The following is a 25,773-nucleotide window of genomic DNA, read 5'->3' on the forward strand; positions in this document are numbered from 1 at the left end:
CAAATTGCCTACGGGAAGGGCATTTTGCTCAAGCGCTGATCGCATCGTGATTGATGTATCAGCTGTTCCCCTCTGGAAGGTTCGCCGCTCTGCGGCGATACTTGCCGGGTCCCGCAACGGACCCGGCATTTTTCTTTTTCGGATACCTTTTCCCTCCTGTCCCGTTGTCATCAGTCGTGTCTATATCTCAGGTGTAGGCCTCAACTTTCTGCAACGGGGACTGGAAATGTCGATTCTGAAGCGCGGGCTCGCCGGCGAGCCGGTGAAGATCCTGCAAGCCAAGCTGGGCGTTTCGGCGGATGGCCAGTTCGGCCCCGCCACGGAAGAAGCGCTGAAAGCCTACCAGAAGCAGCATGCCCTCTCCGTGGACGGCATCGCCGGCCCGGACACCTTCGCTGCGCTCGGGTTGCCCGAGCTGATCCTCCTGACCGAGGGCAGCAAGGGCGAGAGCGTGAAGAAGCTGCAGGCTGCCCTTGGTCTTGCGGCTGACGGCGCCTTTGGCCCTGCCACCGCCAAGGCGGTCAAGGAGTTCCAGGAAAAGAACGGCCTGGAGGCGGACGGCATGGCCGGCCCGGTCACGCTGTCGAAGATCCAGGCTTTCGCCGGCGTCTTCTCGGCGGACGCGGTGGCCAAATCGCAGGCCGCCCCCGGCACCGTCGCGGCCGATGCGAAGCCCACCGAGGCCGGCGCGGCCGCGGCTCCGAAGAAGAGCATCTGGCAGACCATCACCTCCTTCTTCTCCTGACCGGTGGGGCGGGCGGCAGCGCTGCCTTCCCTTGGAATAGCCGGCCCTGAGGCATGTTGCCCTTCTTCAGGTCCTGCCCGGATCCCTCGGATTCGGGTGAGGCCTGATGGAAGGAAGACTCCATGCCCCTGCTGGCCCGGCTTCACGCATCCGCCTTCTGCGGGGCAGGGAGCCGGTCGCGCCCTGCGCCGCCGTTTCGCCGGCCGGCCCGGGCGATCCGGACGCCGGACCCCCATTCTCCCGCCGTATCCGTGTGAGGATCCTCCGGTGCCGCCCGCGCCGGGCCGGATCTGCCCCCTTGCCGCAAGACGATCCCGCCCGCCGCCGAGGCGGGAGCCTTCCCCCGCGCCTTTCCCGGTCGAAGGGCCCCCGGCGCTGCCCGAAGACCCGGTGCGCAGCCGGCGGACACGCCGCGCGCGACGGGCTTTCCCTGTTCAGCGCCCTCGGCTTATGCTGACGAAAATCCTCCGCGCCGAATCCGATGCCCTCCTTCCTGATGGACCGACTGGTGAAGCCCGCTGCCCTCGCCCTCGGCATCGCCGGCCTGCCGCTGGCGGCTGACGCCCGCACCGACAGGCCCGTCATTTTCGTGGATGTGGCCACCCTTGTGCCCGACGCGGTGTTCGATGTGCGTTATTTCGGCACCGCGAATTTCGTCGGCGCGCGGGTGGATGGCTATGGCGCGGCGCGCTGCTTCCTCACCCGCCCGGCGGCGGACGCCCTGGCGGCCGTTTCGGCCGATGCGAAGGCGCGGGGGCTCGGGCTGCGCATCTTCGATTGCTACCGCCCGGCACGGGCCGTGGCCCATTTCGCCCGCTGGGCCAGCGATCTTTCCGATACCGGGACCAAGGCCGCCTATTATCCCGACGTGGAAAAGAAGGACCTGTTCGCGGAAGGCTACATCGCCGCCAGGTCTGGTCACTCCCGCGGATCCACCCTCGACCTGACGCTGTTCGACCGCGCGACCGGCGCCGATCTCGACATGGGCACGCCCTTCGACCTTTTCAGCCCGCGGTCCTGGCCGGGGTCCGATGCGGTGACGCGGGCACAGAAGGCCAATCGCGGGCTGCTCGCCGACCTCATGGCACGCCATGGCTTCAAGCCGTTCGAGAAGGAGTGGTGGCACTTCACCCTGAAGGATGAACCGTTCACCGACACCTATTTCGATTTCCCTATCGAATAAGGGCGGGGTCAGCCCTCAGTTCGCCGGAATCTCGTCCACCCGCAGGCGGCGGCCGCGGGCGTCGAAGAAGTCACCCGTGTTGATGACGAGGCGGTCGGCGCGGATGCGCTGCTCCAGCGCGCGCAGGCGGGCGCGGGCCTCGCCATTCTCCAGCGGCGCGCCGTCGTCCAGTTGGGCGAAGAAGACGGCGCCGTCCCAAGGCCGCCCGGCGCCCTTGAACAATTCGACGATCCCGGCCCAGTCCACCTCGTCCCCCACGATGGTCAGGAAGGTGGAGACCAGCGGCGTCACCTCGGGCTCGGCGATGCGCACCAGCACCACCAAGGCGGTGAAGCTGCCCTGGTCGCGGAAGGTCGCCGCAAGCCAGGCATCGAAGTCCGTCGCTGCGACGGGCGCGGTGGTGGGGCGGTCCCTGCGGGCCATTGTCGTATCCGTGCTGGAGCCGCGCCCGATCAGAAATCGACGAGGGGCGTATCGGGCATGTAATGATCGAACAAGTACCAGAAGGGGCTCTGCCGCGAGGACTGGTACCAGTCCTCGAACGCCGCGAGCTCTGCCTGCGGATCGTGGGCCTCCGCCTCGAAGAGGGCGACGGCCACGGCTGCGAAGCGGGTGAGCACCTCGGCGCGCGCGTCGCTGTCAGTGTCCCAGCCGAGCCGGGTGCGCAGCAGGGCCTGACCGGTTGCCGCCGCCATCTCCGCATCCGCGACGCCCGCGATGGAGGCGCAGAGCGCCGCCATGAGCTCCGCCCGGCGATGGGCATGCGCACGGGCCGCGGCGAGGGCTTCGGCGCGCTCCGCCGCCTCCCTGCGAAAGGCCGTCTCCGCGACGGCGGCCGCATGCTTCGCCGTTTCGAGCCCCGCCAGGAAGCCGGCCCGTGCAGCTTCCCCTCGGGGGTTAGCTTCGGGCCGCTCGGCGGAGGGGGCTGCGTCTGTGCTCACCGGCGGTCCTCAAGGGCATCGAGGGCTGGGGGAGGGGGAATCTGGCGGAAGAGAGTGGGAGTCGAACCCACCAAGGACCGGCTCGCGGCCCCTCCCGGATTTGAAGTCCGGACGCCCCACCAGGGACGCTTCTCTTCCCCGCGGCTCTTCCGCGGATCTGGCCTCGCGGGCATCTTCTCCCGCGCCGGCGAACAGATCCAGCCGGAAGGGGTTGATGCGCCGCAGATCGCCCCGGCGCAAGGTCACGCCGTGGCGGTCGAAGAACTCCAGGATCTGTATGGCGACTTTCCGCCCGCTCTGCACCTCGTCGCGGAAGCGGGCGGCGGTGAATTCGTCCTTCAGACGCTCGCCGCCGAGCATGCGGAGGACCTCCACCATTTCGGCGACGACCGGCCGCAGAAAGAAGTGGTCGTGCGCCACCTCGTCCACCCGGCCCATGCGGCCGAGCAGCTTGAACAGCCGCCGCACCTCGTTTTCCGGAACCGTAAGAATGCCGGCGATGTCGCGGACCCGTGGCGGGCGGAAGCGTTCGTCGCCGGAAATGAGAGGGGCGACGCGGGTCCAAAGGGCCTCGTCGGCGGCCGTCAGGCGGACTTCGAAGCCGGCGCGGCGTACCCACGCGCCTTCGAGCCGCACAATTCCCGTGGGCAGGCTCTGCAGCGCGAGGAGGAAATAGGGGGAGGGGAGCCGCGGCGTCACCGACAGGCGCAGGCGTTCCCGGCCCATGCCCGGGAGATCCGGATTCTCCAGATGGAAGGCGTCGAGGGTAGCCACCACCTGCCGGGTGAGTTCCTCGAACCGGCTTGCGTGGAGCGCGACCTCGGCCGCCCCGGTGGTCAGCCGCACCAGCTTCAGCCGCGCGGCAATGCCCGCCATCTCCGCCTCGGAGAGTGCGCGGTCGCGGGTAAAGGCGGTGATGTCCGCATAGAAAGGCGAGCAGTCGAGGTAGTGCGCCAAAGCCTCGGCGGCGTCGGGTGCGGCAAGGGCGTCTAGCTGGGCGAGGCGTTCGGGGGTGCGGCGCTTGCGCTTCGGTCCGCGCAGGTCGAGGAAGCGTCCGCCTCCCACCGTCCGCTGCGCGGAGGTGTCTCGGATCACGAACCGGTCGCCGGCGGCGGCGGCAATGGGGGTCTCCAGCACCAGCTGGACGCGTCCGCTGTCCCCTGGGGCGATGGGGGCACCGAGCAGGACGATGCGCGCGCCCACTTCCCGCGCCGCATGGTGCAGCCGCACCGGGAACCATTGGCCGATGGGGCGCGGCTCGCCGGGGAGCACCTTCAGCTCGGCGTCGATATGGTCGGCAGGGGCATGGAGAGCCGGGTCCAGCACCATGTCGCCGCGGGCGATGGCATCCTTGCTGATCCCTTCGCCGGCGAGGTTGATGCCACAGCGGTCGCCCGCGACGCCGGTCTCCGCGGGCCGGTCCTGGGCGCGGATGGAGCGGACGCGGGCGGCAAGGCCCGAGGGGCTCACGACCACCCTGTCGCCCACCGTGACTTGCCCCGACAGGATCGTCCCCGTGACCACCGTTCCCGTGCCGGGCAGGGTGAAGCTGCGATCCACGGCGAGGCGGAAGCGCCCCGCCGCGACCCGGCGGGCGAGATGCCGCGCTGCCTCCGCGAGAGCCGCGCGCAGTTCCGGCACACCCGCGCCGGACGGAGCCGAGACGCGGTACACGGGCGCGCCTGCAAGGGCTGTGGGAGCGAGCAGAGCGGCGATCTCGGCTTCGACCGCCATCAGGCGGTCTTCATCCGCCATATCGGTCTTGGTCAGCGCCACCATGCCGTGGGAGATGCCCAGGAGGTCGAGGATGGCGAGGTGTTCCCGCGTCTGCGGCATCACCCCGTCGTCCGCGGCCACCACCAGCAGCGCGAAATCAATGCCGCCAGCCCCGGACAGCATGGTGTGCACGAACTTCTCATGCCCCGGCACGTCCACGAAGCCGAGCACCTCCTCGCCCATCGGCAGATAGGCGAAGCCGAGGTCGATGGAGATGCCGCGGGCCTTTTCCTCCTTCAGCCGGTCGGTATCGACACCGGTGAGGGCACGCACCAGCGTGGTCTTGCCGTGGTCGATATGTCCGGCGGTGCCGATGATCACCTAGGGCACCTCTCCCAGCGGGATGGAGGCGCGGCGCTGGGCGGCGGATTCCTCCTCCGGGCTCAGCGTGGCGCGCACGGCGTCGAAAAAGCGATCCGCCAGCGCGCTGTGGCCGGCATGGGCGCGCAGAAGCCAGGCAAAGGCGGCCACCCGGTCGCGCGGGATGCCGGCGCCGAGATGATAGGCGGCACCGAGCATGGCCTGCCCGTCGGCATCGCCCGCCTCCGCGCCCTTGCGCCACCAGCGGACCGCCTCGACCGGGTCGCGGTCCATGCCGAGGGCGTTGTGGGCGATCATGCCGAGGCGAGTCATGGAGGAGGCGATGCCCTGTTCCGCCGCCGCCAGCGCCCAGCGGCGCGCCTCGGCGGGATCGGCGGGCATCACCTCGCCTTCCAGCAGCATCCAGCTGAGCATGTCCTGGGCCGGGCCGTCTCCGTCCCCCGCGGCAGCGCGATAGAGCTCGGCGGAGCGGGCGTAGTCCTGCCCCACGCCCTGGCCCTTGAAATAAAGGGTCGCGAGGTTGCGCCGGCCCACCGGGTCTCCGCCCTCGGCGGAGAGTTCAAGCCAGCGGCGGGCGAGGTCGAGGTCGGGCTCCACGCCGAGCCCATCCACGAAGCAGGCGCCGATGTTGTTCTGTGCCCGCGCATTGCCCTTGCGGGCGAGGGGCTCCCAAAGGGAAAGGGCGGCTTCATAGTCGCCGGACGTGGCGTGGGTGAGGGCGGCGGCCATCAGCTCGTCGGCGGAGCGGGTCTCTTCCGGCTCCTCCTCCGCGGTGTTCTCCTCCGGCTCGGGCGCGGAGGGTGCCGCGACGGGTGGGGCCTCCTCCGTTTCACGCTGGCGGAAGGTCTGTGTCCAACGCTCGGCGATGGCCTCGTCCGTATGGACGGGCGGAACTGCGGGCGCCTCCGATGCGCCCACGCGCGGACGCCATTGGGCGGCCGGCGCGGGCTCCGGCGCGTCCGCCGGCGGGTTGCCGGCCGCAAGCCCCGACACGATGTCGTTGAGCAAGGCGTCGAGGTCGTCCTCCGCCTTGGACGCGGCCGGCGCGGGGGCGGCCTCGCGGGAGCCGGCGCGCTGAACACCGGGGCGCGACGGGCGGGGATGCTCCTGTGCCGCCGCCTCTTCCTCGGATGTTCCGCCGCCTTTTCCCTTCAACCGATCAAGCCAGCTCATGGGCCCCCTCCAGCGTGGTGACGGAAGCCAGGAACGCGGCCTCGTCGTCGAGGCACCTCAAATCGAGCACAAGCGCCTGATCGTCAATGCGTCCGATCACGGGGACCGGAAGGCGGCGCAGGGCGTCGGCGAGCCGGGCCACGGCGCCGCCGCTCCCGTCCCGCGCGCGGATGGCAAGCCCGATCCCCGACAGCGTCTCCAGGGGGAGCGCGCCCGAGCCGATCTGGCTGCGGCAGGGCGTCGGACCCACGACGAAGGCCGGGCCGAAGACACGCTGCAGAACCGGGGCGAGACGCGCGGCCTGCGCCGCCATGTCGTCCGGGCGGCGGGTGAGGAAGCGCAGCGTCGGCAGGCGGTCCGCAAGCCGATCCGGGTCCCGGTAGAGGCGCAACGTCGCCTCGATGGCGGCAAGGCGCACCTTGTCCACCCGAAGCGCCCGCTTCATGGGGTTCTTGTTCACCTTCGCCACGAGATCGCGCCGGCCGACGATGAAGCCCGCCTGTGGCCCGCCCAGCAGCTTGTCGCCGGAGAAGGTCACGAGGTCTGCCCCCTCGGCCACCGCCTCGCGCACGGTCGGTTCGTGGACCAGGCCATAGCGCGAAAGGTCCGCCAGCGTGCCGGAGCCGAGGTCGTTCACCAAAGGAACATGCGCTGCGTGGGCGATCTCCGCCAGCTCGCGCGGCGGGACCTCCTTGGTGAAGCCCTCGATGCGGTAATTGGAGGTGTGGACCTTGAGGATTACCCCGGTCTCGGGGCGAATGGCCTCGCGATAGTCGCGGGCATGGGTACGGTTGGTGGTCCCCACCTCGTCGAGCTCGGCCCCGGCCCGGCGCATGATCTCCGGCATGCGGAAGGCGCCGCCGATCTCGATCAGCTCGCCGCGCGAGACCACCGCTGGCTTGCCCTGGGACAGGGTGTTGAGCACCAGCAGGACGGCGGCGGCGTTGTTGTTGACGAGGGTGGCGTCCTCGGCGCCCGTCAGCTCGCAGATGAGGTCGCGGACGTGGTCGTCGCGCTCGCCACGCTTGCCGCCGTCGAGGTCATACTCCAGCGCGACGGCGCTGCGCATGGCGCGAGTGGCGGCGGCCACCGCGTCCTCGGCGAAGATGGCGCGGCCAAGATTGGTGTGCAGGACAGTGCCGGTCAGGTTGAAGACGGGCTTCAGGCTCGGGGTGGCTGCGGCATCGAGCCGGGCGAGGGCGGCGGCGGCGATCTCCAATGGCGTGGCCGGCCCTCCGGCGCCCGCCCGCAGGGCGGCACGACGTTCATCAAGGGCGTAACGCACGGCCGCGGTGGTCGCCTGCCGGCCGTGCCGGTCGAGGGCGGCGCGGCCGGCTTCCTCCTTCAGCACGGTGTCGACGGAAGGCAGGTGGCGCAAGGGAAGAGCGCTGGCGGAGAGGGGGGAGCTGGCAGGGCTGGACATGGCGGCCCCCTCAATAGCCGAGGAGGAATGGATTGAAGGTGGAGCGGCGGTAGGGACCGTCCTTCTGCAGGAGGTCGAGGCCCAGGCTCGCCACGTCGTCGGCCACCGGATCGATGCCCCCATCCTGCGCCAGATAGAAGACCTTGGCGTAGGAATGGCAAGTGTCGCAGGTCTCCGCCTTGATGGAGCCGTCGCCGCCCTCCACCTCCTGATAGGCGATGCCGGCGGTGGAACCGCAGGCGGTGCAGCGGATGCGCACGAAATTCCACAGGGTCGAGCAGAGCGAGCAGGCGCAGTAGCGCGCGCCATGGGCGGAAGGCCAGTTCACCACGAGGCTGGCCACCGGAGGGCCGCCGCAGGCCGGGCAGACGCCGTCGCCGACCGGAACGAGGCGTGACGCATCGAGGCGGGAGGCGAGGCGGGCGAAGTGCACCTGCAGCGCCGCCGCCACGAAAAGGTGCTCGGCCAGGGCTTCCACCGGGATGGAATCGGCGAGCACGTTGCGGATCATCTCGCCGCAGGTCACCTCGGAGGCGGCACGCACGCGCTCCAGCGCGGCTTCTGCCTGCGCGGGCTTCTCAATGGCGCTGGCTTCCGAAAGCAGGCGCTCGAATACCGCGTCGAATGCGGCGTCAGGCGTGAAATGCGACCGGTCCAGCGGCGGCATCTCATGCGCCCGGGCGCGCGCGAGGGTGTCCGCATCCGGCATTTCCGGCGCGGGCGCATCAAGGGCTGCGAGATGCTGGGCTTCGACCACGTAGCCGAGGAAGGACAGATAGGGCCCGAGCTGGCTCCTCCCGGCGAGGTGATGGAACCGGCGCGCCCGCCGTTCGAAAAGAACGCCCGGGTCGGGCAAACGGGCGTAGGCTGGAGCCACGACCCCTTCAAGCACCGACGGATCCGGGATGATGGCCCCCGGCGGGCCGGATACGCTCGACATCACCACCTCACGAACCTCACGGGTCACGTGGAACCGGAGCCGGCCCTGCGACCGGCTCCTGTTTTATTGTGTCACTTACTCCGCCGGCGTGCCACGGGTTCCCGACTTGCGGGAGGACACCAGCTCGCGGAACCACTTCCTGTGGTGCCGCCAGGCCCAGCCGCCCGTCACCTGGCCGCGGGTCATGGCGCTGATGGTGCCCTTGACCCAGATGGCGGCGTAGACGTGCACGATCCACACGCAGATGATCGCCACCGCCGCCACCGAATGGACGAGCAGGGCGATGCGCTGCTGTTCGATGCTCGTGTAGGACGCGAAATAAGCGTTCCAGATCACGACCCCCGAGCCGATCAGCACGATGATGAGCGTGGACATGCCCCAGAAGACGAGCTTCTGGCCGGCATTGTACTTGCCGAGCTCGGGCAGCTTCTCCTCGTGTCCGGCGATCACGTCGCGGATGCGGCGCATCCAGGTGCCGTCCTCGCTCTTCCACAGGTTCGCCTTCCAGAAGCGGAAGAACATGCCGAAGAAGGAGAAGAACAGCACCACCCCGATCCACGGATGGATCGTCCGTGTCATCTGCCCCCCGCCGAACAGGCCGGTGAGGAAGTAGAGGCTGGGATGGAACAGGGCGAGGCCCGAGAGCGCCAGCAGGATCAGGCTGATGGCCGTGATCCAGTGATTGATCCGGGCGCCTACGGTATAGCGGTCCACCTGCACCGGATGGCCGGGGTGGACCGCATCGCCGGATTCGACATCATAAGGGGTGCTCATGAGCGGCCTCCCTTCGCGAGTTTCTCGGCGTTCTCCTCATCCTCGGGCGTGACCTTGTTGGAGCCGTTGACGAGGTAGTGCAGCGCCCCGGCGATGGCGGCAAAGCCCATGACGCCGAGACCTACGTATTTGGTCACGCCCTTCCAGGCCTCCACGATGGGGCTGATGCGCGGATTGTCCGGCAGCCCCGCATAGATGGACGGCTTGTCGGCGTGCGGAAGCACGTACATCACGTGCGTGCCGCCGACGCCGGGCGGATCATAGAGCCCCGCATTCTTGAAGCCGCGGGACGTCAGGTCCTTGATGCGCCCCTCGGCCCACGCCTTCATCTGCGTCTTGGTGCCGAACACGATGGCCTGCGTGGGGCACGCCTTCTGGCAGGCAGGACCCTGGCCCACGGCCACGCGGTCGGAGCACAAGGTGCACTTGTAGGCCTTGTTGTCGACCTTCGAGATGCGGGGAATGTTGAAGGGGCAGCCCTTCACGCAATAGCCGCAGCCGATGCACCTGTCGTGATCGAAATCCACGATGCCGTTGGAATACTGCACGATGGCACCGGGCGCCGGGCAGGCCTTCAGGCAGCCCGGATCGGCGCAGTGCATGCAGCCATCCTTGCGGATGAGCCATTCGAGATTGTCGGTCTCCGGGTTCACCCACTCGGTGAAGCGCATCAGGGTGAGCGACGCCGGGGTGAGGTCCGGCGGGTTGGTGTAGGTGCCGTTGAAGGTGCCGATCTCCTCATGGAGCTCGTTCCATTCAAGGCACGCCGCCTGGCACGCCTTGCAGCCGATGCACTTCGACACGTCGATGAGCTTGGCCACGGGCTCCTTGAACTCGACCGGCTTGCCGAGCGAGGAGGCCGAACGCCGCACCAGGTCGGCGTCGCCGAACTTGGGCGGGGTCGGGGTGACCGGAGGGTTCGGGATCGGAGGAAACATGACTTGGCTCCTCTCCGTTACGCCACCGGCCCGGTGGAGGGCTCGATGTTGACAAGGAACGCCTTGAACTCCGGCGTCTCGATGTTCGCGTCACCCACGAACGGGGTAAGCACGTTCGCTGGAAAACCCTTCCTGGCTGCGCCGACAAAGCCCCAATGGATGGGGATGCCAACGATGTGCATGGGCTTGCCGTCCACCATCAGCGGCCGGATGCGCTTCGTCACATAGGCCTTGGCGAAGACCGAGCCGCGCTTCGACCACACCCGCACCCAGCCGGCGTTGGTGATGGACTTCTCCTTGGCGAGCTCCTCGGAGATCTCCACGAAGAATTCGGGCTGGAGCACCGCATTCACGTGGTTGTTCTTCGTCCAGTAGTGGAAGTGCTCGGTCAGGCGGTAGGAGGTCGCCGCATAGGGGAACTCCTTGGACGCCGTGTCCGCGAACTGGGCGAAGTCGTCCTTGAACACGCGGGCCACCGGATTGCCCCGCACCTTGGGGGCGATGAGGTTGGCGACCGGGCTCTCGAACGGCTCGTAATGCACCGGGAACGGCCCGTCGCGCATCATGCCCCGGACGAACAGGCGGGAGACGCCTTCCGGGTTCATGATGAACGGCCCCACATCCTGCGGCTTGGCGGTGGGGGCGATGTCGGGCACGTCGTAGCCCGTCCACTTGGCCCCGTCCCACCAGATCAGCTTGCGGGTGTCGTCCCACGGCTGGCCATCGATGTTGCACGATGCCCGGTTGTAGATGATGCGGCGGTTCGCCGGCCAGGCGAACGACCACTTGAGGAAGGCCCCGGTGTCGTCGGGATCGGAATTGTCCCGGCGTGCCATCATGTTGCCCGCCTCGGTGTAGCTGCCGGAATAGATCCAGCAGCCGCACGCGGTGGACCCGTCGTCGCGCAGCACGCCGAAGGTGGGCACCTGCTTGCCGGCTTCCAGCACCTTCTTCGTGGGGTCGTTCGGATCGAGCACGTCGGAGACGACGTAGCCGTTCATCTCCTTGGCGAGCTCGTCCGGCGATGGCTCGTGGGGGTCCTTGTAGTTCCATGTGAGGTTGAGGATGGGATCGGGGAAGGCGCCGCCTTCCTTGCGATACAGTTCCTTCAGCCGCAGGTGGATCTGCGCCAGGATGAAGGTGTCCGGCTTGGCTTCGCCGGGAGGCGTGCCGCCCGCCCAGTGCCACTGCAGCCACCGGCCGGAGTTCACCAGCGAGCCGGTGTCCTCCGCGAAGCAGGTGGTGGGCAGCTGGATCACCTCGGTCTTGATCTTTGAAGGATCCGCCGGGTTGTAGATCCCGTGGTTCTCCCAGAAGCGCGCGGTCTCGGTCTCCAGCGGATCCATGATCACGAGCAGCTTGAGCTTGGACAGCGCATCCGCGAGCTTGGCCTTGTTGGGGACGGCCTGCAGCGGATTGAACCCCTGGCAGAAGTAGAGGTTCATCTTCCCCTGGTTCATGAGCTCGAAGGCGCGCAGGATGTCGTAGGAGGGCAGGTCCAGCTTGGGCAAATAGTCGTAGGCCCAGTTGTTCTCTGCCGTCGCGGCTGCACCCCACATGGCTTTCTGGAAGCTCACAAAGAACTTCTTGTAGTTCTGCCAGTAGCTCATCTGGTTGGGACGCAGAGGCTTGAAGCCGCGCGTCGACATGTAGGCGTTGAAGTCCGGCTCCTTTTCCGTGGGCATCGTCAGATACCCCGGGATCAGATTGGACATGAGGCCGATGTCGGTGAGCCCCTGGATGTTGGAGTGCCCGCGGAGCGCGTTCATGCCGCCGCCGCGGACGCCGATGTTGCCCAGGATGAGCTGGAGCATCGCCATGCCGCGGATGTTCTGCGACCCCTTGGAGTGCTGGGTCCAGCCAAGCGCGTACATGGAGGTCATCGTCTTGGTGGGAGACGAACACTCCGCGATCATCGACGCCACCTTCAGGAACTTGTCCTTCGGCGTGCCGGTGATGCGCTCGACCATTTCCGGCGTGTAGATGGCCACGTGCTGCTTCAGCAGGTTCCACACGCTGCGCGGATGCTGAAGCGTCTCATCCACCACCGCGTATCCGTCGGGGCCGATCTCATAGTCCCAGGTGGAGCGGTTGTAGTCGCGTTTCTGCTCGTCATAGCCGGTGAAGAGGCCATCCTGGTAGCCGAAGCCCTCCTTCACGATGTAGGCGGCGTTGGTGAAGGCCTTCACATAGTCCCACTGCACCTTGTCGTTCTGCATGCAGTAGTTGATGACGCCCAGCAGGAAGGCGATGTCCGTGCCCTGGCGAATGGGGGCGTAATAATCCGCCACCGCGGCCGAGCGCGTGAAGCGCGGGTCCACGACGATGAGCTTCGCGCCACGGTTAGCCTTCGCCTCCGTGACCCATTTGAACCCGCACGGATGCGCTTCGGCGGCATTGCCGCCCATGATGACGACGAGGTCGGTGTTCTTGATGTCCGTCCAGGAATTCGTCATGGCGCCACGGCCAAAAGTTGGGGCGAGACTCGCCACCGTCGGGCCGTGTCAGACGCGTGCCTGGTTGTCGAACGTCAGAATTCCGGTCGAGCGCACCACCTTGTAGGTGGCGAACGCTGTTTCGTTGGTGGTGGCCGAGGCGGCGAGGAAGCCGGTCGTCAGCCATCGGTTCACGGTCACGCCGTCGCTGTTCTTCTCGATGAAGTTTGCGTCACGGTCGGTCTTCATCGCCTGGGCGATCTTGTCGAGCGCCTCGTCCCAGGAAATCTTCTCGAACCTGTCGGATCCCGCGCGCCGGATCATCGGATATTTGAGGCGCGTCTCGGACTTGACGATGTCGAGCAGGGCCGCGCCCTTCGGGCAGAGCGTGCCGCGATTGGTCGGGTGGTCGGTATCGCCCTCGATGTGGGTGATCTCCGCCTTCTCGCCCTTGGCGAGATTGCCCTTGGAAAAGATGAGGAGGCCGCAGGCCACCGAGCAATAGGTGCAGGTGTTGCGCACTTCCGTCGTGTTGACGAGGCGGAACGGCCGGATGGTGGAGGCATGGGCCTCCTCGATGGCGCCGAAGCCCATCGCTCCAAGGGTTGTTCCCGCCACGCCCGCGCCCGCCGTTCGCAAGAACTGGCGCCGCGTGAGCTCCATATTCATCGAAGGAAACCTCCGACCTGTCGCCCCGGACCGGGGACCATTGCGGGCATCCGTCCATTCCTGCCCGATGCCGGATTTCCGGCCTTCGCGGACGGTATTTTGGAACTGGAACGATGTCAATTTACGTTGGAGCAAGTCCTCGTGTTTGAACAGGAATTCGGGCTCCGGCAATGCTGCGCCGCAGTATTCGGCGCCCCTCGGGAATCACGACAGCGCATAATGGCATGGACAAAAATCGTAAGCAGAGGGTGTGCGCTGCAAGAGACGATGGCTTCTCACGGATTTGAGCGTTGACCGGTCTCAGGCGTTGCCGCAGATTGCCCCGGTGCAGACCAGCAAGGCTCCCGAGTTTCGGGGCGATCAGCTTCCCTTATCTTCAAGCGCGCAGGATTGCGTCTTGACCTGCCATGGTGGGTCTGCCGCCGCGCGCGGCCGGTTCCGGCGCGCCGAGGCAGGCGCGCGGGCCCGATGCTTCGGCATGGTTGCGCTACCGCTCCTCCTGTCCCTTGCACCTGCGTCCGCCGGATCGTCGCGCGATGCGGCCGCGGCGGAGGGCGCAGGGGCGCCGCTGGTGGTCGTGCGCGACACGCCGGTGGCGCCGCCGCTGCAGCTGGCAACCCTATCGGGCGGCACCTTCGCTCTTTCCGTGGAAGGGGGCGCCACCATCGTCCATTTCTTCGCCACCTGGTGCGAGCCGTGCCGGGTGGAGCTTCCAGCCCTCGGGCGTTTCGCCGCGCGACACCCGAGGGTACGCGTTGTGCTGGTGGACGTGGCGGAGGTCGAGGCCAGCATCCAACGCTTCTTCGCCACACTTCCCGGGGGAGCGGCGCCGTTCTCCCATGTGCTGCTGGACCGGGATCGGTCTGCGGCGCGGACCTGGGGCGTGAGCCTCCTGCCCGCGACCTTCGTCGTCGCCGGGGGGCGCCTGCGCTTCTCTGCCGAAGGCGAGGTGGATTGGGACGGCGTGCCGGTGAGCCGGCTGATCGGCCCCCTTGCGGAGGCGAGCCCGGCGCGGGGGATGAAAGCAAGCCAGATAACAAGCCAGGAGGAACGGTGACATGACCACGAGACGGGATCTGCTCAAGGCCGGCGCGCTGGCCTCCGCCGCGGCCATTCTTCCACGCGGCGTCTTCGCCGATGAGGTGTTCGCCCCGAAGGTGGGCAAGTGGCGCAGCTTCGAGATCGTGACCACGGTGGAGATCCTGAAGCCGCAGGGCAAGGTGCAGGCGTGGCTGCCTGTGGCGTCCTTCTCCAATCCGGACTGGTTCAAGCCGGGCGAGAACACCTGGACCACCAATGCCGGATCGGCGCGGATCGTGCGCGATCCCCGTTCGGGGGCGGACATGCTGCACCTCGCCTGGGGCGAGGGCGAGGTTGCGCCCAAGGTGGTGCTCACCTCGCGTGCCACCACCCGGGACTGGTCCGTGGACCTGTCGAAGCCCGGCAAGCCCGCACCCCTCTCCGCTGACGAGCGCGCGCGCAACACCGCCGCCACGGACCTGATTCCCACCGACGGGATCGTGAAAGCGACCTCGGACAAGATCGTCGCCGGCAAGGCGGGCGAGCTCGAGAAGGTCGGCGCCATCTTCCAGTGGATCGTCGAGAACACCTATCGCAACCCGGCCACCCGGGGCTGCGGCATCGGTGATATCGGGGCGCTGCTGAAGAGCGGGGACCTCGGCGGCAAGTGCGCCGACCTCAACGCCTTGTTCGTCGGCCTAGTGCGGGCGCAAGGCATTCCGGCACGCGATGTCTACGGCCTGCGCGTGGTGCCTTCGCGGTTCGGCTACAAGAGCCTCGGCGCCAATTCGGAGATCGTCACCAAGGCGCAGCATTGCCGGGCCGAGGTGTTCCTCTCCGATTTCGGCTGGGTGCCCATGGATCCGGCCGACGTGCGCAAGGTGGTTCTTGAGGAGCCGCCGGGCAAGCTCGCCATCGACGATCCCAAGGTGGTGGCGGCGCGCGCGGCGCTGTTCGGATCCTGGGAGGGCAACTGGTTCGCCTACAACACGGCCCATGACGTGGCCTTGCCGGGCCATGACGGATCGCGGCTGGGCTTTCTCATGTATCCGCAAGCGGTGAGCGCAGGCAGCCTGCTGGACTGCCTCGATCCGGACACCTTCAAATACGTCATCCGCGCCTCCGAAATCGCGGTGTGATCCCCTCGCCGGTCGGGGCGACCCGCCCCCGTCGCCATGTCAGGGAGGGGCGTGGCAGGTCGACGGGGGCGTTCCCCGGCGGGAACAGGAATGGAAAACCCATGCTCGATGTTCCAACCGTCCGCCTCACCAGCCTTGCCCACGGGGGCGGATGCGGGTGCAAGCTCGCGCCGTCCGTGCTGCAGGACCTGCTTGCGGGGCAGGCCCAGAGCGGGCCCTTTGCGCGTCTCCTCGTGGGCACGGAGACGGGGGACGATGCGGCGGTATGGGATCTCGATGGCGAGACCACCATCATCGCCACCACGGACTTCTTCATGCCCATGGTGGACGATCCCGACCATTTCGGGCGCATCGCCGCCACCAATGCCATCTCCGACGTCTATGCCATGGGCGGCACGCCGCTCATGGCCTTGGCCATTCTCGGCATGCCTTTGGGCAAGATCGATGCGGCCACCGTCCGCGCCATCCTCGCCGGTGGACAGGCCATCTGTGCCGAGGCGGGGATCCCGGTGGCTGGCGGCCATTCCATCGATTGCCCGGAGCCGGTCTACGGCCTTGCGGTGATCGGCTCGGCGCCGCGCTCGCGCATCCGCCGCAACTCCACGGCCCGCGTGGGCGATGCCCTGATCCTCACCAAGGCGTTGGGGGTCGGCGCCTATTCCGCCGCCTTCAAGAAGGAGGCGCTGCCGCCCGCGGCCTATGACGAGATGATCGCTTCCGTGACCAAGCTCAACCGCATCGGGACGGAGCTGGCGAAGGATGAGGCCGTCCATGCGGTGACGGACGTCACCGGCTTCGGCATCCTGGGGCATGGCCTGGAGATGGCGCGCGGCTCCGGCGCGACGCTGCGCCTGTCATTGGCCGCGCTGCCCCGGCTGAAGGAGGCGGAGGCGCTGGTGCGGCAGGGCTTCGTTACCGGCGCCTCGCATCGCAACTGGGCAAGCTATGGCGCCGAGGTGGAACTGCCGACCGGGACGCCGGACTGGCAGCGTCATCTGCTCACCGATCCCCAGACCTCCGGCGGCCTTCTTGTCGCCTGCGCGGCGGAGGCGGCGGACCGGCTGGTGGACGAGATCCGCGCCGCCGGCTATCCGGCGGCGGCCCGCATTGGCCGTGTGGAGCAGGGGGCGGGCCGCGTGGTGGTCGAGGCCTGACGGGGCCGGTGCGGGAGGAACCGTGGGCATTTTCGGGGCGTTCTCTCCGCTGAAAGGAGAACGGCCATGCCTTCGGATGCTTCCGCAACGGCGCTGCGGCGCGCGTCTCCCCTCATCATCAGGCCAGCCCTTGCGTCCGGCATGCGGATCGCCGGGACCGGTGTCGTCGCCGCTCTGATGCTCCTTCTGGCTTCGGTTGCGCCATCGCCGGCCTCGGCCGTGGCCCAGAAGACGGACGGGGTGTGCGAGCAGATGCTGCACGCTTCGGCCGCGCCACCGGGGCAGGGCGAGCATTCCGACGCCGCGCCGGGGAGCGAAGGTTCCACCGGATGGACCGGCGGGACGGGCGGGCCCGACACGGGCCTCATGCCGCAGGCCTCCACCCCGGCCTCCCCCGATCGCCAGCCCGAGGAGGTGACGGGCGTCAATCCGACGGCGGAGCCGCGGAAGGAGCCCTGCTGACGGGCCGGCCCTGGCGCGCCCAGCCGATCTCGCCGAGGTCGTATGCAAGTTGCTGCCGCACCACGTCCGCGTTCGCGTCCGATGCGTCGCCGGTGCGGGTCTCCACCCGGCGGATGAGCGTTTCTTCCGGCGCCTCCAGCCAGAAGCCCCGGAAGGGAGCGCCAGCCTTCCGCGCCACTGCCTCGATGGCATCACGTTCGCCCGGCCGGGCATGCACCGCGTCGACGATGACGCTCTGGCCGGTGGCCAGCACGCGCCGGGCAAGATCGCGCAGGCGACCGTAGACTTTTTCGCTCACGTTCGGCGCATAGGCCTCGGGCGGCAGCCTTTCGACTTCCCCGATGCCGAACAGCCGCTTGCGCTCGATGTCGCTGCGCAGGATCACGGCGCCGGGTGCACGGCCCGCAGCGGGCGCCATGGCGGTTGCCCAGGTGCTCTTGCCGCTGCCGGAGAGCCCGCCCACCGCCCACAATTCCGCACGTCCGCTGGTGTGGAGGAAGGCCTGCGCCAGCTGGAAGGCCTCGCGGATGCGCGTTTCGGCCTCCAGCCTCTGCGCTCCGCTCAGGTGCGCGAGCCCCGCGGCCTCAACCTTCGCCCGGATGCCGGCGCGAAGGCTGAGGAAGAAGGGCAGGGCGCTGAGCCCCTCGACCTGCGCATCGTTGGTCGCCCAGAGATAGCGGTTGAGGATGGCATTGGCTTCCGCCCACAGGCCTTGTCGCCACAGGTCCATGAGCAGGAAGGCGAGGTCGTAGAGCACGTCGCAGGTGGCGATGTCGTCGTTGAACTCGATGGCGTCGAATAATACGGGGCAGCCGTCGAGCAGCACGATGTTGCGCAGGTGCATGTCGCCATGGCATCGGCGCACGAAGCCCGTGGCGCTTCGCGCCTTCAGCAGGGGGGCGATGGTGGCGAGCGCCTTTTCCGCGGCTGCAGCCAAGGCATTAGCCTCCCGCGGCGGGAAAAGCTCGGGCCGTGCGGCGAACTCCTTCGTGTTGTCGGCGAGATAGGACGCGAGCCGAACCACCGTGTCGACGCCGCGCCGTTCCGGCGCGGCGCGATGGGAGGTGACAATCGTGGCCGCCATCGCCTTCAGGAGATCCGGCGCCAGACCGCCCCGCGCCGCCACCTTGTCCAAGGTCAGGTTGGTGTCGAAGCGGCGCATCTTCACCGCATAATCCACCGTTTCTCCCTCCCCGCCGAGCGCGAGGCCGGAGGCGGTGCGCACCACGGGAGCGACACCGAGGTAGAGACCCGGCGCGCCCGCTCCCGAAATCTCCACCTCCGCCGCACACGCGGCACGGCGTTTCTCCAGCGTCGAGAAGTCCATGAAGGGAAAGAGCACGGCGCGCTTCACCTTGTAGGCGAACGGGCCGGCGAGGAACACCACGGCGCCGTGGGTATCGATGCGCTCGACCGCCTCGGCGATGCCGTGGCTCCTGGGGTCCGCCAGAAAATCGAAGATGGCGCTCTGGTCGGCGACCACATGGTCGTCAGCGGGCTGCGGGCTCGGTCGGGAGGACACCGTCATGGAGAGATCCGCAGCCGGAGAAAGACCTGCCCCGGCCTGAGCCGGGGCAGGCGCAGCTTACGGCGTGATCGCCACCTTGAGAACGCCGTCGCGCTGGTTGGCGAAGAGGTCGTAGGCGTCCTCGATGTCGTCCAGCCTGAAGCGGTGGGTGACGAGGGCGCGGGCATCGACGCGCCCCGATCCGACCACGCCCAAGAGGCGCCGCATGCGTTCCTTGCCGCCGGGGCACAGCGAGGTGACGATGGTGTTGTCGCCGAGCCCCGCCGCAAAGGCGTCGAGCGGGATTTTCAGGTCGCTTGAATAGACACCGAGCGAGGAGAGCGTGCCGCCGGGCCGTAGCACACGCAGGGCGGCCTCGAATGTCTCCTGGCGGCCCAGCGCCTCGATGGCCACATCGACGCCGCGGCCGTCGGTAAGGCGCAGGATCTCGTCCACGGGATCGACCTTGGAGAAATCCACCACCTCGTCGGCGCCCATGGCGCGCGCCACCTCCAGGCGGGCCGGCACGCGGTCCACGGCGATGATGCGCGTCGCCCCCATGAGGCGTGCGCCCGCCGTGGCGCACAGGCCGATGGGCCCTTGCGCGAACACGGCCACCGTGTCGCCGATCTTCACCTTGCCGCTCTCCGCACCTGCAAAGCCCGTGGACATGATGTCCGGGCACATGAGCACCTGCTCATCCGAAAGGCCGTCCGGCACCGGGGCAAGGTTCGTCATGGCGTCGGGGACGACGAGATACTCCGCCTGCGCGCCATCGATGGTGTTGCCGAAGCGCCAGCCGCCCATGGGCTTGAAGCCGTGCTTCATGCGGGGCCCGTCTTGGGAGCAGAAGCCGCACAGGCAGGCGTTGGAATAGCCCGACGGCGTGATGGCGCCGGCGATGACACGCTGGCCCTCGGCGAAGCCCTCCACCGCCGAGCCCAGCTTCTCGATGATGCCCACCGGCTCGTGGCCGATGGTGAGACCCTTCGCGACCGGGTACTCACCTTTCAGGATGTGCACGTCCGTGCCGCAGATGGTGGTGGTGGTGACGCGGATGAGCGCGTCGAGCGGCCCCACGTCCGGAATGGGCTTTTCATCGAGAACGATGCGCCCTTTCTCCACGAAGATGGCCGCTTTCATCCTGGCCTTGCCGGGACGGCTGCGCTCGACGATGGCGGGGCTGGGGGTGGTCAGGGTATCCGTCATGGCGCTCCTTCCTTTCCCGTCCCCAGGATGCGAGCCGGGAGACGCAATGGATGCCGCGGTACTTGGTTAGGCTTGCCCGGCGTCGGCAGCATTGATGCCGGTCAACCGGTGCATTGCCCTTGTTATTTCTGCGCCCCGGCGGAGGCGGCTTTGCGGCTTGGCCGCAGGCGCCGTGGAGAAAAAAAGCGCCCCGCCGTCGGGCCGGGGCCATCGCCGGCGTCCTCGGGAAACAGACCCGCGCGGAGCCGATCATGACCCCTCTCTCATCCCGGAAGATCTCGCCCTGCCTTTGGTTCGATGGAGATGCGGAAGACGCCGCGCGCTTCTATGTGGCGCTGTTTCCCGACAGCCGGATCGAGGGCATTCACCACAATCCGGCTGATGGTCCCGCCGGGCCGGCGGGATCCGTGCTCATGGTGGCGTTCACCCTTGCGGGACAACGTTTCCTTGCGCTGAATGGCGGGCAGAAGATGGAGCACACTCACGCCATCTCCTTCCAGGTCGATTGCGAAGACCAGGCGGAGGTGGACCGGCTGTGGGCCGCCTTCACGGCGGAAGGGCGGGCAGAACAGTGCGGCTGGCTGAGGGACCGCTGGGGTGTCGCCTGGCAGATCGTGCCCAGCGCCCTGCCGCAATTGCTGGCCGATCCGGCGCGGGCGCCACGGGTCATGGAGGCGTTGTTCAAGATGGTGAAGCTTGATGTCGCCGCCCTCGAGGCGGCAGCCCGTGGCGGCGGAGGGGACGGACACGGGTAGAGGCCCTTCGCGCCCATCCCTTTGCGCATGTATTCTTGGAGCCGGCTCCTGGAGCCGGCTTTTCCTTTTCAGGGCGCGGATGGCGCCGTTTCTTTTTCACGGGAGGATTTCATGACCGACGATACGGAAGGGCCGCAGATTTCAGCGGCTGCGATGGAGCGCTGGCAAGGCCTCGCCGAGGAAACCCCGCTGCGGCTCACCCTGACCCGCGGCGATCTCGACAATCTGATGCTGGCGCTGCGCAACATGGCCATCGGCCAGAGCGAGCTCGTGGCGGCCCTCTCCGCCCACACCAACCAGGATCTCAACGGCTGCGTGGATGCCATGATGCGCGCTGGCGCGCTGAACCGGGCAGCATATGACCGGGTGACAGCACTCATCGCGGCGGTGATGGCCTCGGCTGAGCCCGAGGCCGCCCCATAAGCTGCTCAGGCGTGGGCCGGCTGGGCGGGGGCGAGGGCGCCTGCCTTCGCCTTCTCGGCCAGGTGACCGGCAAGGCGATGCGCCATAGCCATGATGGTCAGCGTCAGATGCTTGTCCGGCAGCACCGGGATCACGCCGCCATCGCAGACATAGACATTGTCGAGGTCGTGGCAGCGCAGGTTCTCGTCCACCACGCCCCGGGCTGGATTGTCCGAGATGGCGGTGGTGCCGGCGTAATGGATGCCGGTGCCGGAATTGTCCCGCGAGGGATAGATGGAGGTCGCCCCCGCATGGCGCAGCACATGGCGGCCCCAGGCCTCCATGGCGTCCATCATGGCATCGGCCTTCGTGGAGGAGGTGAAGTCGATCGCCACATGGCGCACGCCGTAGCGGTCGAAGGTGTTGCCCGGCCGCACCCGGTTCGCCGGGTTCGGATCGCCCGCGCAGAACAGGCCCAGGGTGACGTAGGAGTGGAACATGAAGCGGGCGAGCCGCTCCTTCATGAAGGGCGGGAAGCGCCGCATGCCGGCAAGATAGTGCGGCACGTCCGGCACGCCGTGGATGGCGTGGCCGATGAAGGGGAACTCCTCCCCGCCCGGCAGGGTGCCGCGCGACATGAGGATCAGAAGGTCGCCATAGCCGATATCGAAGTCACGTCCCTTGCCCCACAGGCGCCAGAGGGAGGTGGACAGCACCGATTTCGGATTGTCCTGCAGGCGCAGGCCGAGTTGCCCAGTGGGATTGCCCATGCCCTCGGGGGCGAGGTCGTCCGCCGAGTTGAAGAGGATGCGGGGGCTTTCCACGGCGCCGGCTGCGAGCACGACAGCATCGGCGGTGAGAAGGCGGGCCTCGCCGGAGGCCATGTCGCGATATTCCACGCCCATCACCCGCCGCGTGCCCGGCTCGCGCAGGAGGCGCACCACCTTGGCCCCGGACCGCAGCTCGTAGTTCGGCAGGCTCTCGATTTCCGGCAGCAGGCGGGAGGTGAACTTGTAGACCGCGCCGGTGGGGCAGCCGGAGGTGCAGATGCCGGTGGAGGCGCAGGCCTGGGGGCTGTCGGGCCGGGTATCGATGGCCTTGCGGTTGGGAATGGCGCGGGAATAGGTCTCGCCGAGGCCATTCACCGCGTCCACGATCATGTGGTCGGCGGGTCGCAGGGGCTTCGGCGGCACAAAGATGCCGTCGGGCAGCTCGGGGATGTTCTCCACGGTGCCGCAGACCGTGATGCGCCGTTCCACCGCGTCATAATGCGGCGCAAGGGCGGCGTAGCGGAAGGGCCAGTCGGCGAAGTCCTTCTCCGAGAAGCGCACGCTCACGCCGTTCCAGAGGTTCTGCAGGCCGTTGACCTTGAGGATCTGGTAATGCCGGAAGCCGTCTTCCGGCCAGCCGGTGGAGCCGTCCTCGCCCTTCTCGAAGAGCGGGTGGACGAACAGGCTGTCGTGCGGCTCCGCCGGCCAGACGGTGTTGGAGCGGATGCCGAAGTCGAGCGCCGTGCCGGGCGGATCCACCCGCTTGAAGTGGTCGTCCGCCAGTTGCCCGCCCTGCTCCAGCGACACCACCTTGAGCCCCGCCTTGGCGAGCTCATAGGCGAGGATGCCGCCGCCCGCCCCGGTGCCGACGACGATCACGTCACAATGGGCCGCCTCAGCCACGGACACCTCCCAGGGGCCATTCACCCACCGTGCCCAGGAAGGCCGGCGAAGCGAAGTACACATATTCGAAAAAGGCATGGACGGCTTCGGCCTCGGCGCCGAGGTGCTCGCGGCGCACGGTGCCCGTCTCGGCGAAGCCGGAGCGCTCGGCGATGCGCCGGAATGCGGCGTTGAGCTGGTCATTCAGCCTGGCGATGCGGGCGAGGTCGTCCACCATCGGCGCCAGCTTCTCGTGGTAGGGGTCGAGCGGCAGCAGGGCCGCCACCAGCGCCGCGAAATCCGGCGCGGCGCCGCCATCGGACGGGGAGTTGGACATGGGTGCTGCTCCTCAGACGGTGCCGGGGGCGAGCCGGCCCAGATCGCGCAGGGGACGTCCGCTTGCGAGGTGGCGTTCGATCTCTTCCAGGCTCACCCCATTGGTCTCCGGGACGAGCCATTGGGTGAAGGCGAGCCCCAGCACGCACACCACCGCATAGAGGCCGAACACCCCGGCCAAGCCGAACTCCGCCACCAGCACAGGGAAGCTGAAGACCACCAGGAAGTTGAAGCCCCAGTTCACCAGCGAGGCGACGCTCATGCCGAGCGCCCGCACGTCGAGGGGGAAGATCTCGGACATCATCACCCACGGCAGCGGGCCGATGGCGATGGCGAAGGCCGAGATGTAGAGCACCAGCCCGCCGAGGGCGAGCTTGCCCAAGGCGGCACTGCCGGTCGCGGCGCCGATGGCGATGACGCCGAGCGCCACCGCCGTGCCGGCAAAGCCGATGAGCAGGAGGAGGCGGCGGCCCAGGCGGTCGACCAACGCCATGCCGACGACGGTCATCAGCACGTTCACCACGCCGATTCCCGCGGTGGCGAGGATCTGGGTGGTGGTGGAATTGAAGCCCGAGAGCTCGAACACGGTCGGTGCGTAGTAGATCACCGCGTTGATGCCGGAGAGCTGCTGCAGCAGGAACAGGCCCATGGCGACGATGAGGGCCGGGCGCACCCGGGGGCTCCAGAGATCGGCGAAGCGTGCCTTGCGCCCTTCGTCCGCCGCGGCGCCGGCACGGATCTCCTTGAACTCGGCCATCACGGCCTTGTCGGATTCCGGCTTGCTGCGCATGCGGGAGAGCGCCGCCAGGGCTTCCGCCGAGCGCCCGCGCATGGCGAGCCAGCGCGGCGTGTCGCTCAGCGTGAAGATGCCGACGAACAGGAGGACCGCGGGCACCGCGCCCATGGCGAACATCCAGCGCCAGCTGTCGTCGAAGGCGTAGCCCACCACGTAGGCGCCGAGGATGCCGAGGGTGATCGCCAGCTGGTAGATGGAGACGAGCATGCCGCGCGTCGCGGCCGGTGCGCTCTCGGAGATGTAGAGCGGCGCCATCATGGCGGCGACGCCGACACCGAGGCCGATGATGAGGCGGGCGAGGGTGAGCGTCCACAGCCCCCACGCCGCGGCGCTCAGCAGAGCGCCTGCCACGAACAGCACCGCGGCAGCCAGCAGCAGCTTGCGTCGCCCGGCCGCGGCGGCGAGGCGCCCGCCGACGATGGCGCCGGCGAAGGCCCCGAACGGCACCGCCGCCGTCATCATGCCCTCGGCCAGCGGGTCGATGCCAAGATCCCGGCGCAGCGGCGCCAGGGCCCCGGCGATGACGCCTTCGTCGAACCCGAACAGAGCACCGGCAATGCCGGCGATGGCTGCGATGAGGTAGATCACGGTCGGCCCCTCGGAATGCGGTTCAGTTCCTGTGCCCCGGCAACCGCCGGGGCAGGCCGGGGTCACGCCAGCACGATACGGGCGACCTTGCGGATCGCGGCGGTGATGTCCTCGACATCCTCGTCGCTGAGCGTCGATGCGATGGTCAGGAGCGCGCCGCGGGCGTGCAGGTCGTCGCAATGGGGCAGGGCGCCCGCCGCATAGCTGTAGTCGGCGGCGAAGGCGTTGGACGGCAGGGTCCAGGGCGCGCCGTCGCGGCTGTTGGAGCGCTTGTGCACCAGGCTGGGGATGTTGGAATACCAGTGCATCCCCCATTCGCGCATGGTGAGGCAGGCGAGGGAGCCGGGCGGGCCGGCGATGCCCTCGGCCCGCAGCGCATCCACGAAGCGCCGTGCCGTCGCCTCGTCTTTCAGGGTCATGAGCAGGAAGGGGCCGGTGTCGCCCGCGGGATCGGGCACGGTGCGGAAGGTGAGGCCGGCGATGTCGGCGAGCGCCGAGCGGATGCGCCACTTGGCGCTGCGCATGGCGCCGGTGATCTGCGGCAGCTTGCGCATCTGGGCGAGGCACATGGCGCCGGTGAGCTCCGACATGCGGGCGCCCACGCCCCAGAGCTGGCATGCCTCGTCCGAAGTGTCGAGCCGCCCCTGGGCATTGCGCGGATAGCCGAGGTCGTGCAGGGCGACGATGCGGCGAAAGAGGTCGTCCCGCTCGGTGACCACCATGCCGCCGTCGCCAGAGGTCATGTTCTTGTTCAGTTGGAAGGAGAAGATGCCGATGTCGCCGAATGTGCCGACGGCCTTGCCGTTCTGGCTCGCGCCGGCGGTCTGGGCGCAATCCTCGATGAGGCCGATGCCGCGCGCTTTGCAGATGCGGGCCACGTCCGCGACGCGTCCGGGCGCGCCGCTCATGTGCACCATCAGCGCGGCGCGGGTGTTGGGGCCGATCTTGCGCTCCACGTCCGCCGGATCAAGGGTGAAGCAGTCGTCGATGTCCACGAGGCGCGGGATCGCGCCCGCCCGCACCACTGCGCTCACGCAGCTCACCCACAGATAGCCGGGCACCAGCACCTCGTCGCCCGGGCCGATCTCCAGCGCCGCCATGGCGATGGAGAGGGCGGCCGTGCCGGAGGAGACGCCAAGGGCGTGCGTGTGCCCGAAGGCGGCGCACCACTCCTTCTCCAGCGTGTCCACCATGCGCTGGAGGTCCGGCCCGTAGAAGCGGAAGGGGCTGCGCGCCCGCACCACGCGAGAAACGAGCTCCAGCTCCTCCTCGCCGATCCAGTGGGCTCCGGGAAGCTCCCAGGGGAGGGGCTTGGTGCGCACCGGCTGCCCGCCCTCAATGGCGAGGCGATTCGCGTGCTCATGCGTGGCCGCGGAGACAGTCACCTGGCGTTCTCCCCCTTAGTCGCGCCCGCGCACGGCAAGTTCCTTACGCG

At 68.4% G+C, this 25,773-nt stretch carries 22 protein-coding genes, 1 tRNA gene and 1 pseudogene; 8 read left to right on the forward strand and 16 right to left on the reverse strand.

What is annotated here, in order from left to right; translation table 11 throughout:
- The first annotated feature begins 226 nt into the window (after positions 1-226).
- Positions 227-745, forward strand: coding sequence for a peptidoglycan-binding domain-containing protein (locus V5F59_RS04090; protein ID WP_393980284.1), 519 nt, complete (start codon positions 227-229; stop codon positions 743-745).
- A 508-nt stretch (positions 746-1,253) separates the two neighbouring features.
- Positions 1,254-1,928 (forward strand): M15 family metallopeptidase, encoded by a 675-nt coding sequence (locus V5F59_RS04095; RefSeq protein WP_393980282.1) that lies wholly within the window; start codon positions 1,254-1,256, stop codon positions 1,926-1,928.
- Between the two features lie 15 nt (positions 1,929-1,943).
- On the opposite strand, the gene V5F59_RS04100 is transcribed toward V5F59_RS04095, so the two are convergent.
- The 10 genes and pseudogenes from V5F59_RS04100 to fdnG form a co-directional block, all read right to left on the reverse strand.
- Entirely contained in the window at positions 1,944-2,351 is a 408-nt protein-coding gene (locus V5F59_RS04100; protein WP_393980280.1) for a hypothetical protein, read from the reverse strand.
- A gap of 29 nt (positions 2,352-2,380) precedes the next feature.
- The gene (locus tag V5F59_RS04105; protein ID WP_393980278.1) at positions 2,381-2,869 is read right to left on the reverse strand and encodes a hypothetical protein; all 489 of its coding nucleotides are present in this window, start codon (positions 2,867-2,869) and stop codon (positions 2,381-2,383) included.
- A 42-nt stretch (positions 2,870-2,911) separates the two neighbouring features.
- Positions 2,912-3,007 (reverse strand) — tRNA-Sec (locus V5F59_RS04110).
- Positions 3,008-3,142: 135 nt separating this feature from the next.
- A pseudogene (selB, locus tag V5F59_RS04115) lies at positions 3,143-4,966 on the reverse strand (selenocysteine-specific translation elongation factor); the annotation flags it as partial.
- Positions 4,967-5,695, reverse strand: a complete 729-nt coding sequence (locus tag V5F59_RS04120) for a tetratricopeptide repeat protein (RefSeq protein ID WP_393980441.1) — start codon at positions 5,693-5,695, stop codon at positions 4,967-4,969. It lies immediately after the preceding pseudogene.
- 430 nt (positions 5,696-6,125) lie between these two features.
- Positions 6,126-7,562, reverse strand: coding sequence for an L-seryl-tRNA(Sec) selenium transferase (selA, locus tag V5F59_RS04125; RefSeq protein WP_393980276.1), 1,437 nt, complete (start codon positions 7,560-7,562; stop codon positions 6,126-6,128).
- A gap of 10 nt (positions 7,563-7,572) precedes the next feature.
- The gene (gene fdhE, locus V5F59_RS04130) at positions 7,573-8,502 is read right to left on the reverse strand and encodes a formate dehydrogenase accessory protein FdhE (protein ID WP_393980274.1); all 930 of its coding nucleotides are present in this window, start codon (positions 8,500-8,502) and stop codon (positions 7,573-7,575) included.
- 75 nt (positions 8,503-8,577) lie between these two features.
- Positions 8,578-9,276 (reverse strand): formate dehydrogenase subunit gamma, encoded by a 699-nt coding sequence (locus V5F59_RS04135; RefSeq protein WP_393980272.1) that lies wholly within the window; start codon positions 9,274-9,276, stop codon positions 8,578-8,580.
- The gene (gene fdxH / locus V5F59_RS04140; RefSeq protein WP_393980270.1) at positions 9,273-10,214 is read right to left on the reverse strand and encodes a formate dehydrogenase subunit beta; all 942 of its coding nucleotides are present in this window, start codon (positions 10,212-10,214) and stop codon (positions 9,273-9,275) included. Before fdxH ends, V5F59_RS04135 begins: the two co-directional genes overlap by 4 nt.
- Before the next feature lie 17 nt (positions 10,215-10,231).
- Entirely contained in the window at positions 10,232-13,318 is a 3,087-nt protein-coding gene (fdnG, locus tag V5F59_RS04145; protein WP_393980268.1) for a formate dehydrogenase-N subunit alpha, read from the reverse strand.
- Positions 13,319-13,796: 478 nt separating this feature from the next.
- Between fdnG and V5F59_RS04150 the strand changes: the two genes are divergently transcribed.
- The 4 genes from V5F59_RS04150 to V5F59_RS04165 all read left to right on the forward strand — a co-directional run bounded on the left by V5F59_RS04150 (position 13,797) and on the right by V5F59_RS04165 (position 17,093).
- Entirely contained in the window at positions 13,797-14,375 is a 579-nt protein-coding gene (locus V5F59_RS04150) for a TlpA family protein disulfide reductase (protein ID WP_393980266.1), read from the forward strand.
- Position 14,376: 1 nt separating this feature from the next.
- Complete coding sequence (locus tag V5F59_RS04155) at positions 14,377-15,477, forward strand: transglutaminase-like domain-containing protein (RefSeq protein ID WP_393980264.1); 1,101 nt, start codon at positions 14,377-14,379, stop codon at positions 15,475-15,477.
- A 101-nt stretch (positions 15,478-15,578) separates the two neighbouring features.
- Positions 15,579-16,631 carry a selenide, water dikinase SelD gene (gene selD, locus V5F59_RS04160; RefSeq protein ID WP_393980262.1) on the forward strand — a complete coding sequence of 351 codons (1,053 nt, stop codon included), beginning with the start codon at positions 15,579-15,581 and terminating at the stop codon, positions 16,629-16,631.
- Between the two features lie 66 nt (positions 16,632-16,697).
- The gene (locus V5F59_RS04165; protein WP_393980260.1) at positions 16,698-17,093 is read left to right on the forward strand and encodes a hypothetical protein; all 396 of its coding nucleotides are present in this window, start codon (positions 16,698-16,700) and stop codon (positions 17,091-17,093) included.
- Here V5F59_RS04165 and V5F59_RS04170 read toward each other — a convergent pair.
- Both V5F59_RS04170 and V5F59_RS04175 read right to left on the reverse strand, forming a co-directional pair.
- Positions 17,056-18,621 carry a bifunctional aminoglycoside phosphotransferase/ATP-binding protein gene (locus V5F59_RS04170; protein ID WP_393980258.1) on the reverse strand — a complete coding sequence of 522 codons (1,566 nt, stop codon included), beginning with the start codon at positions 18,619-18,621 and terminating at the stop codon, positions 17,056-17,058. The genes V5F59_RS04165 and V5F59_RS04170 overlap by 38 nt on opposite strands.
- A gap of 57 nt (positions 18,622-18,678) precedes the next feature.
- Entirely contained in the window at positions 18,679-19,743 is a 1,065-nt protein-coding gene (locus V5F59_RS04175; protein WP_393980440.1) for an NAD(P)-dependent alcohol dehydrogenase, read from the reverse strand.
- 317 nt (positions 19,744-20,060) lie between these two features.
- On the opposite strand from V5F59_RS04175, the gene V5F59_RS04180 reads away from it, so the two are divergent.
- Both V5F59_RS04180 and V5F59_RS04185 read left to right on the forward strand, forming a co-directional pair.
- Positions 20,061-20,564 (forward strand): VOC family protein, encoded by a 504-nt coding sequence (locus tag V5F59_RS04180; protein WP_393980256.1) that lies wholly within the window; start codon positions 20,061-20,063, stop codon positions 20,562-20,564.
- A gap of 111 nt (positions 20,565-20,675) precedes the next feature.
- Entirely contained in the window at positions 20,676-20,987 is a 312-nt protein-coding gene (locus V5F59_RS04185; RefSeq protein ID WP_393980255.1) for a hypothetical protein, read from the forward strand.
- A 5-nt stretch (positions 20,988-20,992) separates the two neighbouring features.
- On the opposite strand, the gene V5F59_RS04190 is transcribed toward V5F59_RS04185, so the two are convergent.
- The 4 genes from V5F59_RS04190 to V5F59_RS04205 all read right to left on the reverse strand — a co-directional run bounded on the left by V5F59_RS04190 (position 20,993) and on the right by V5F59_RS04205 (position 25,723).
- A complete protein-coding gene (locus tag V5F59_RS04190; RefSeq protein ID WP_393980253.1) occupies positions 20,993-22,639 on the reverse strand; it encodes a GMC oxidoreductase in 1,647 nt (548 codons plus the stop codon).
- Positions 22,632-22,955 carry a hypothetical protein gene (locus tag V5F59_RS04195; protein ID WP_393980251.1) on the reverse strand — a complete coding sequence of 108 codons (324 nt, stop codon included), beginning with the start codon at positions 22,953-22,955 and terminating at the stop codon, positions 22,632-22,634. Before V5F59_RS04195 ends, V5F59_RS04190 begins: the two co-directional genes overlap by 8 nt.
- Before the next feature lie 12 nt (positions 22,956-22,967).
- Positions 22,968-24,338 (reverse strand): sugar porter family MFS transporter, encoded by a 1,371-nt coding sequence (locus tag V5F59_RS04200; RefSeq protein ID WP_393980249.1) that lies wholly within the window; start codon positions 24,336-24,338, stop codon positions 22,968-22,970.
- Positions 24,339-24,400: 62 nt separating this feature from the next.
- A complete protein-coding gene (locus V5F59_RS04205) occupies positions 24,401-25,723 on the reverse strand; it encodes a DegT/DnrJ/EryC1/StrS family aminotransferase (RefSeq protein WP_393980247.1) in 1,323 nt (440 codons plus the stop codon).
- Positions 25,724-25,773 lie beyond the last annotated feature (50 nt).

Source organism: Xanthobacter nonsaccharivorans (assembly GCF_043194755.2).
Lineage (GTDB): Bacteria > Pseudomonadota > Alphaproteobacteria > Rhizobiales > Xanthobacteraceae > Xanthobacter > Xanthobacter autotrophicus_G.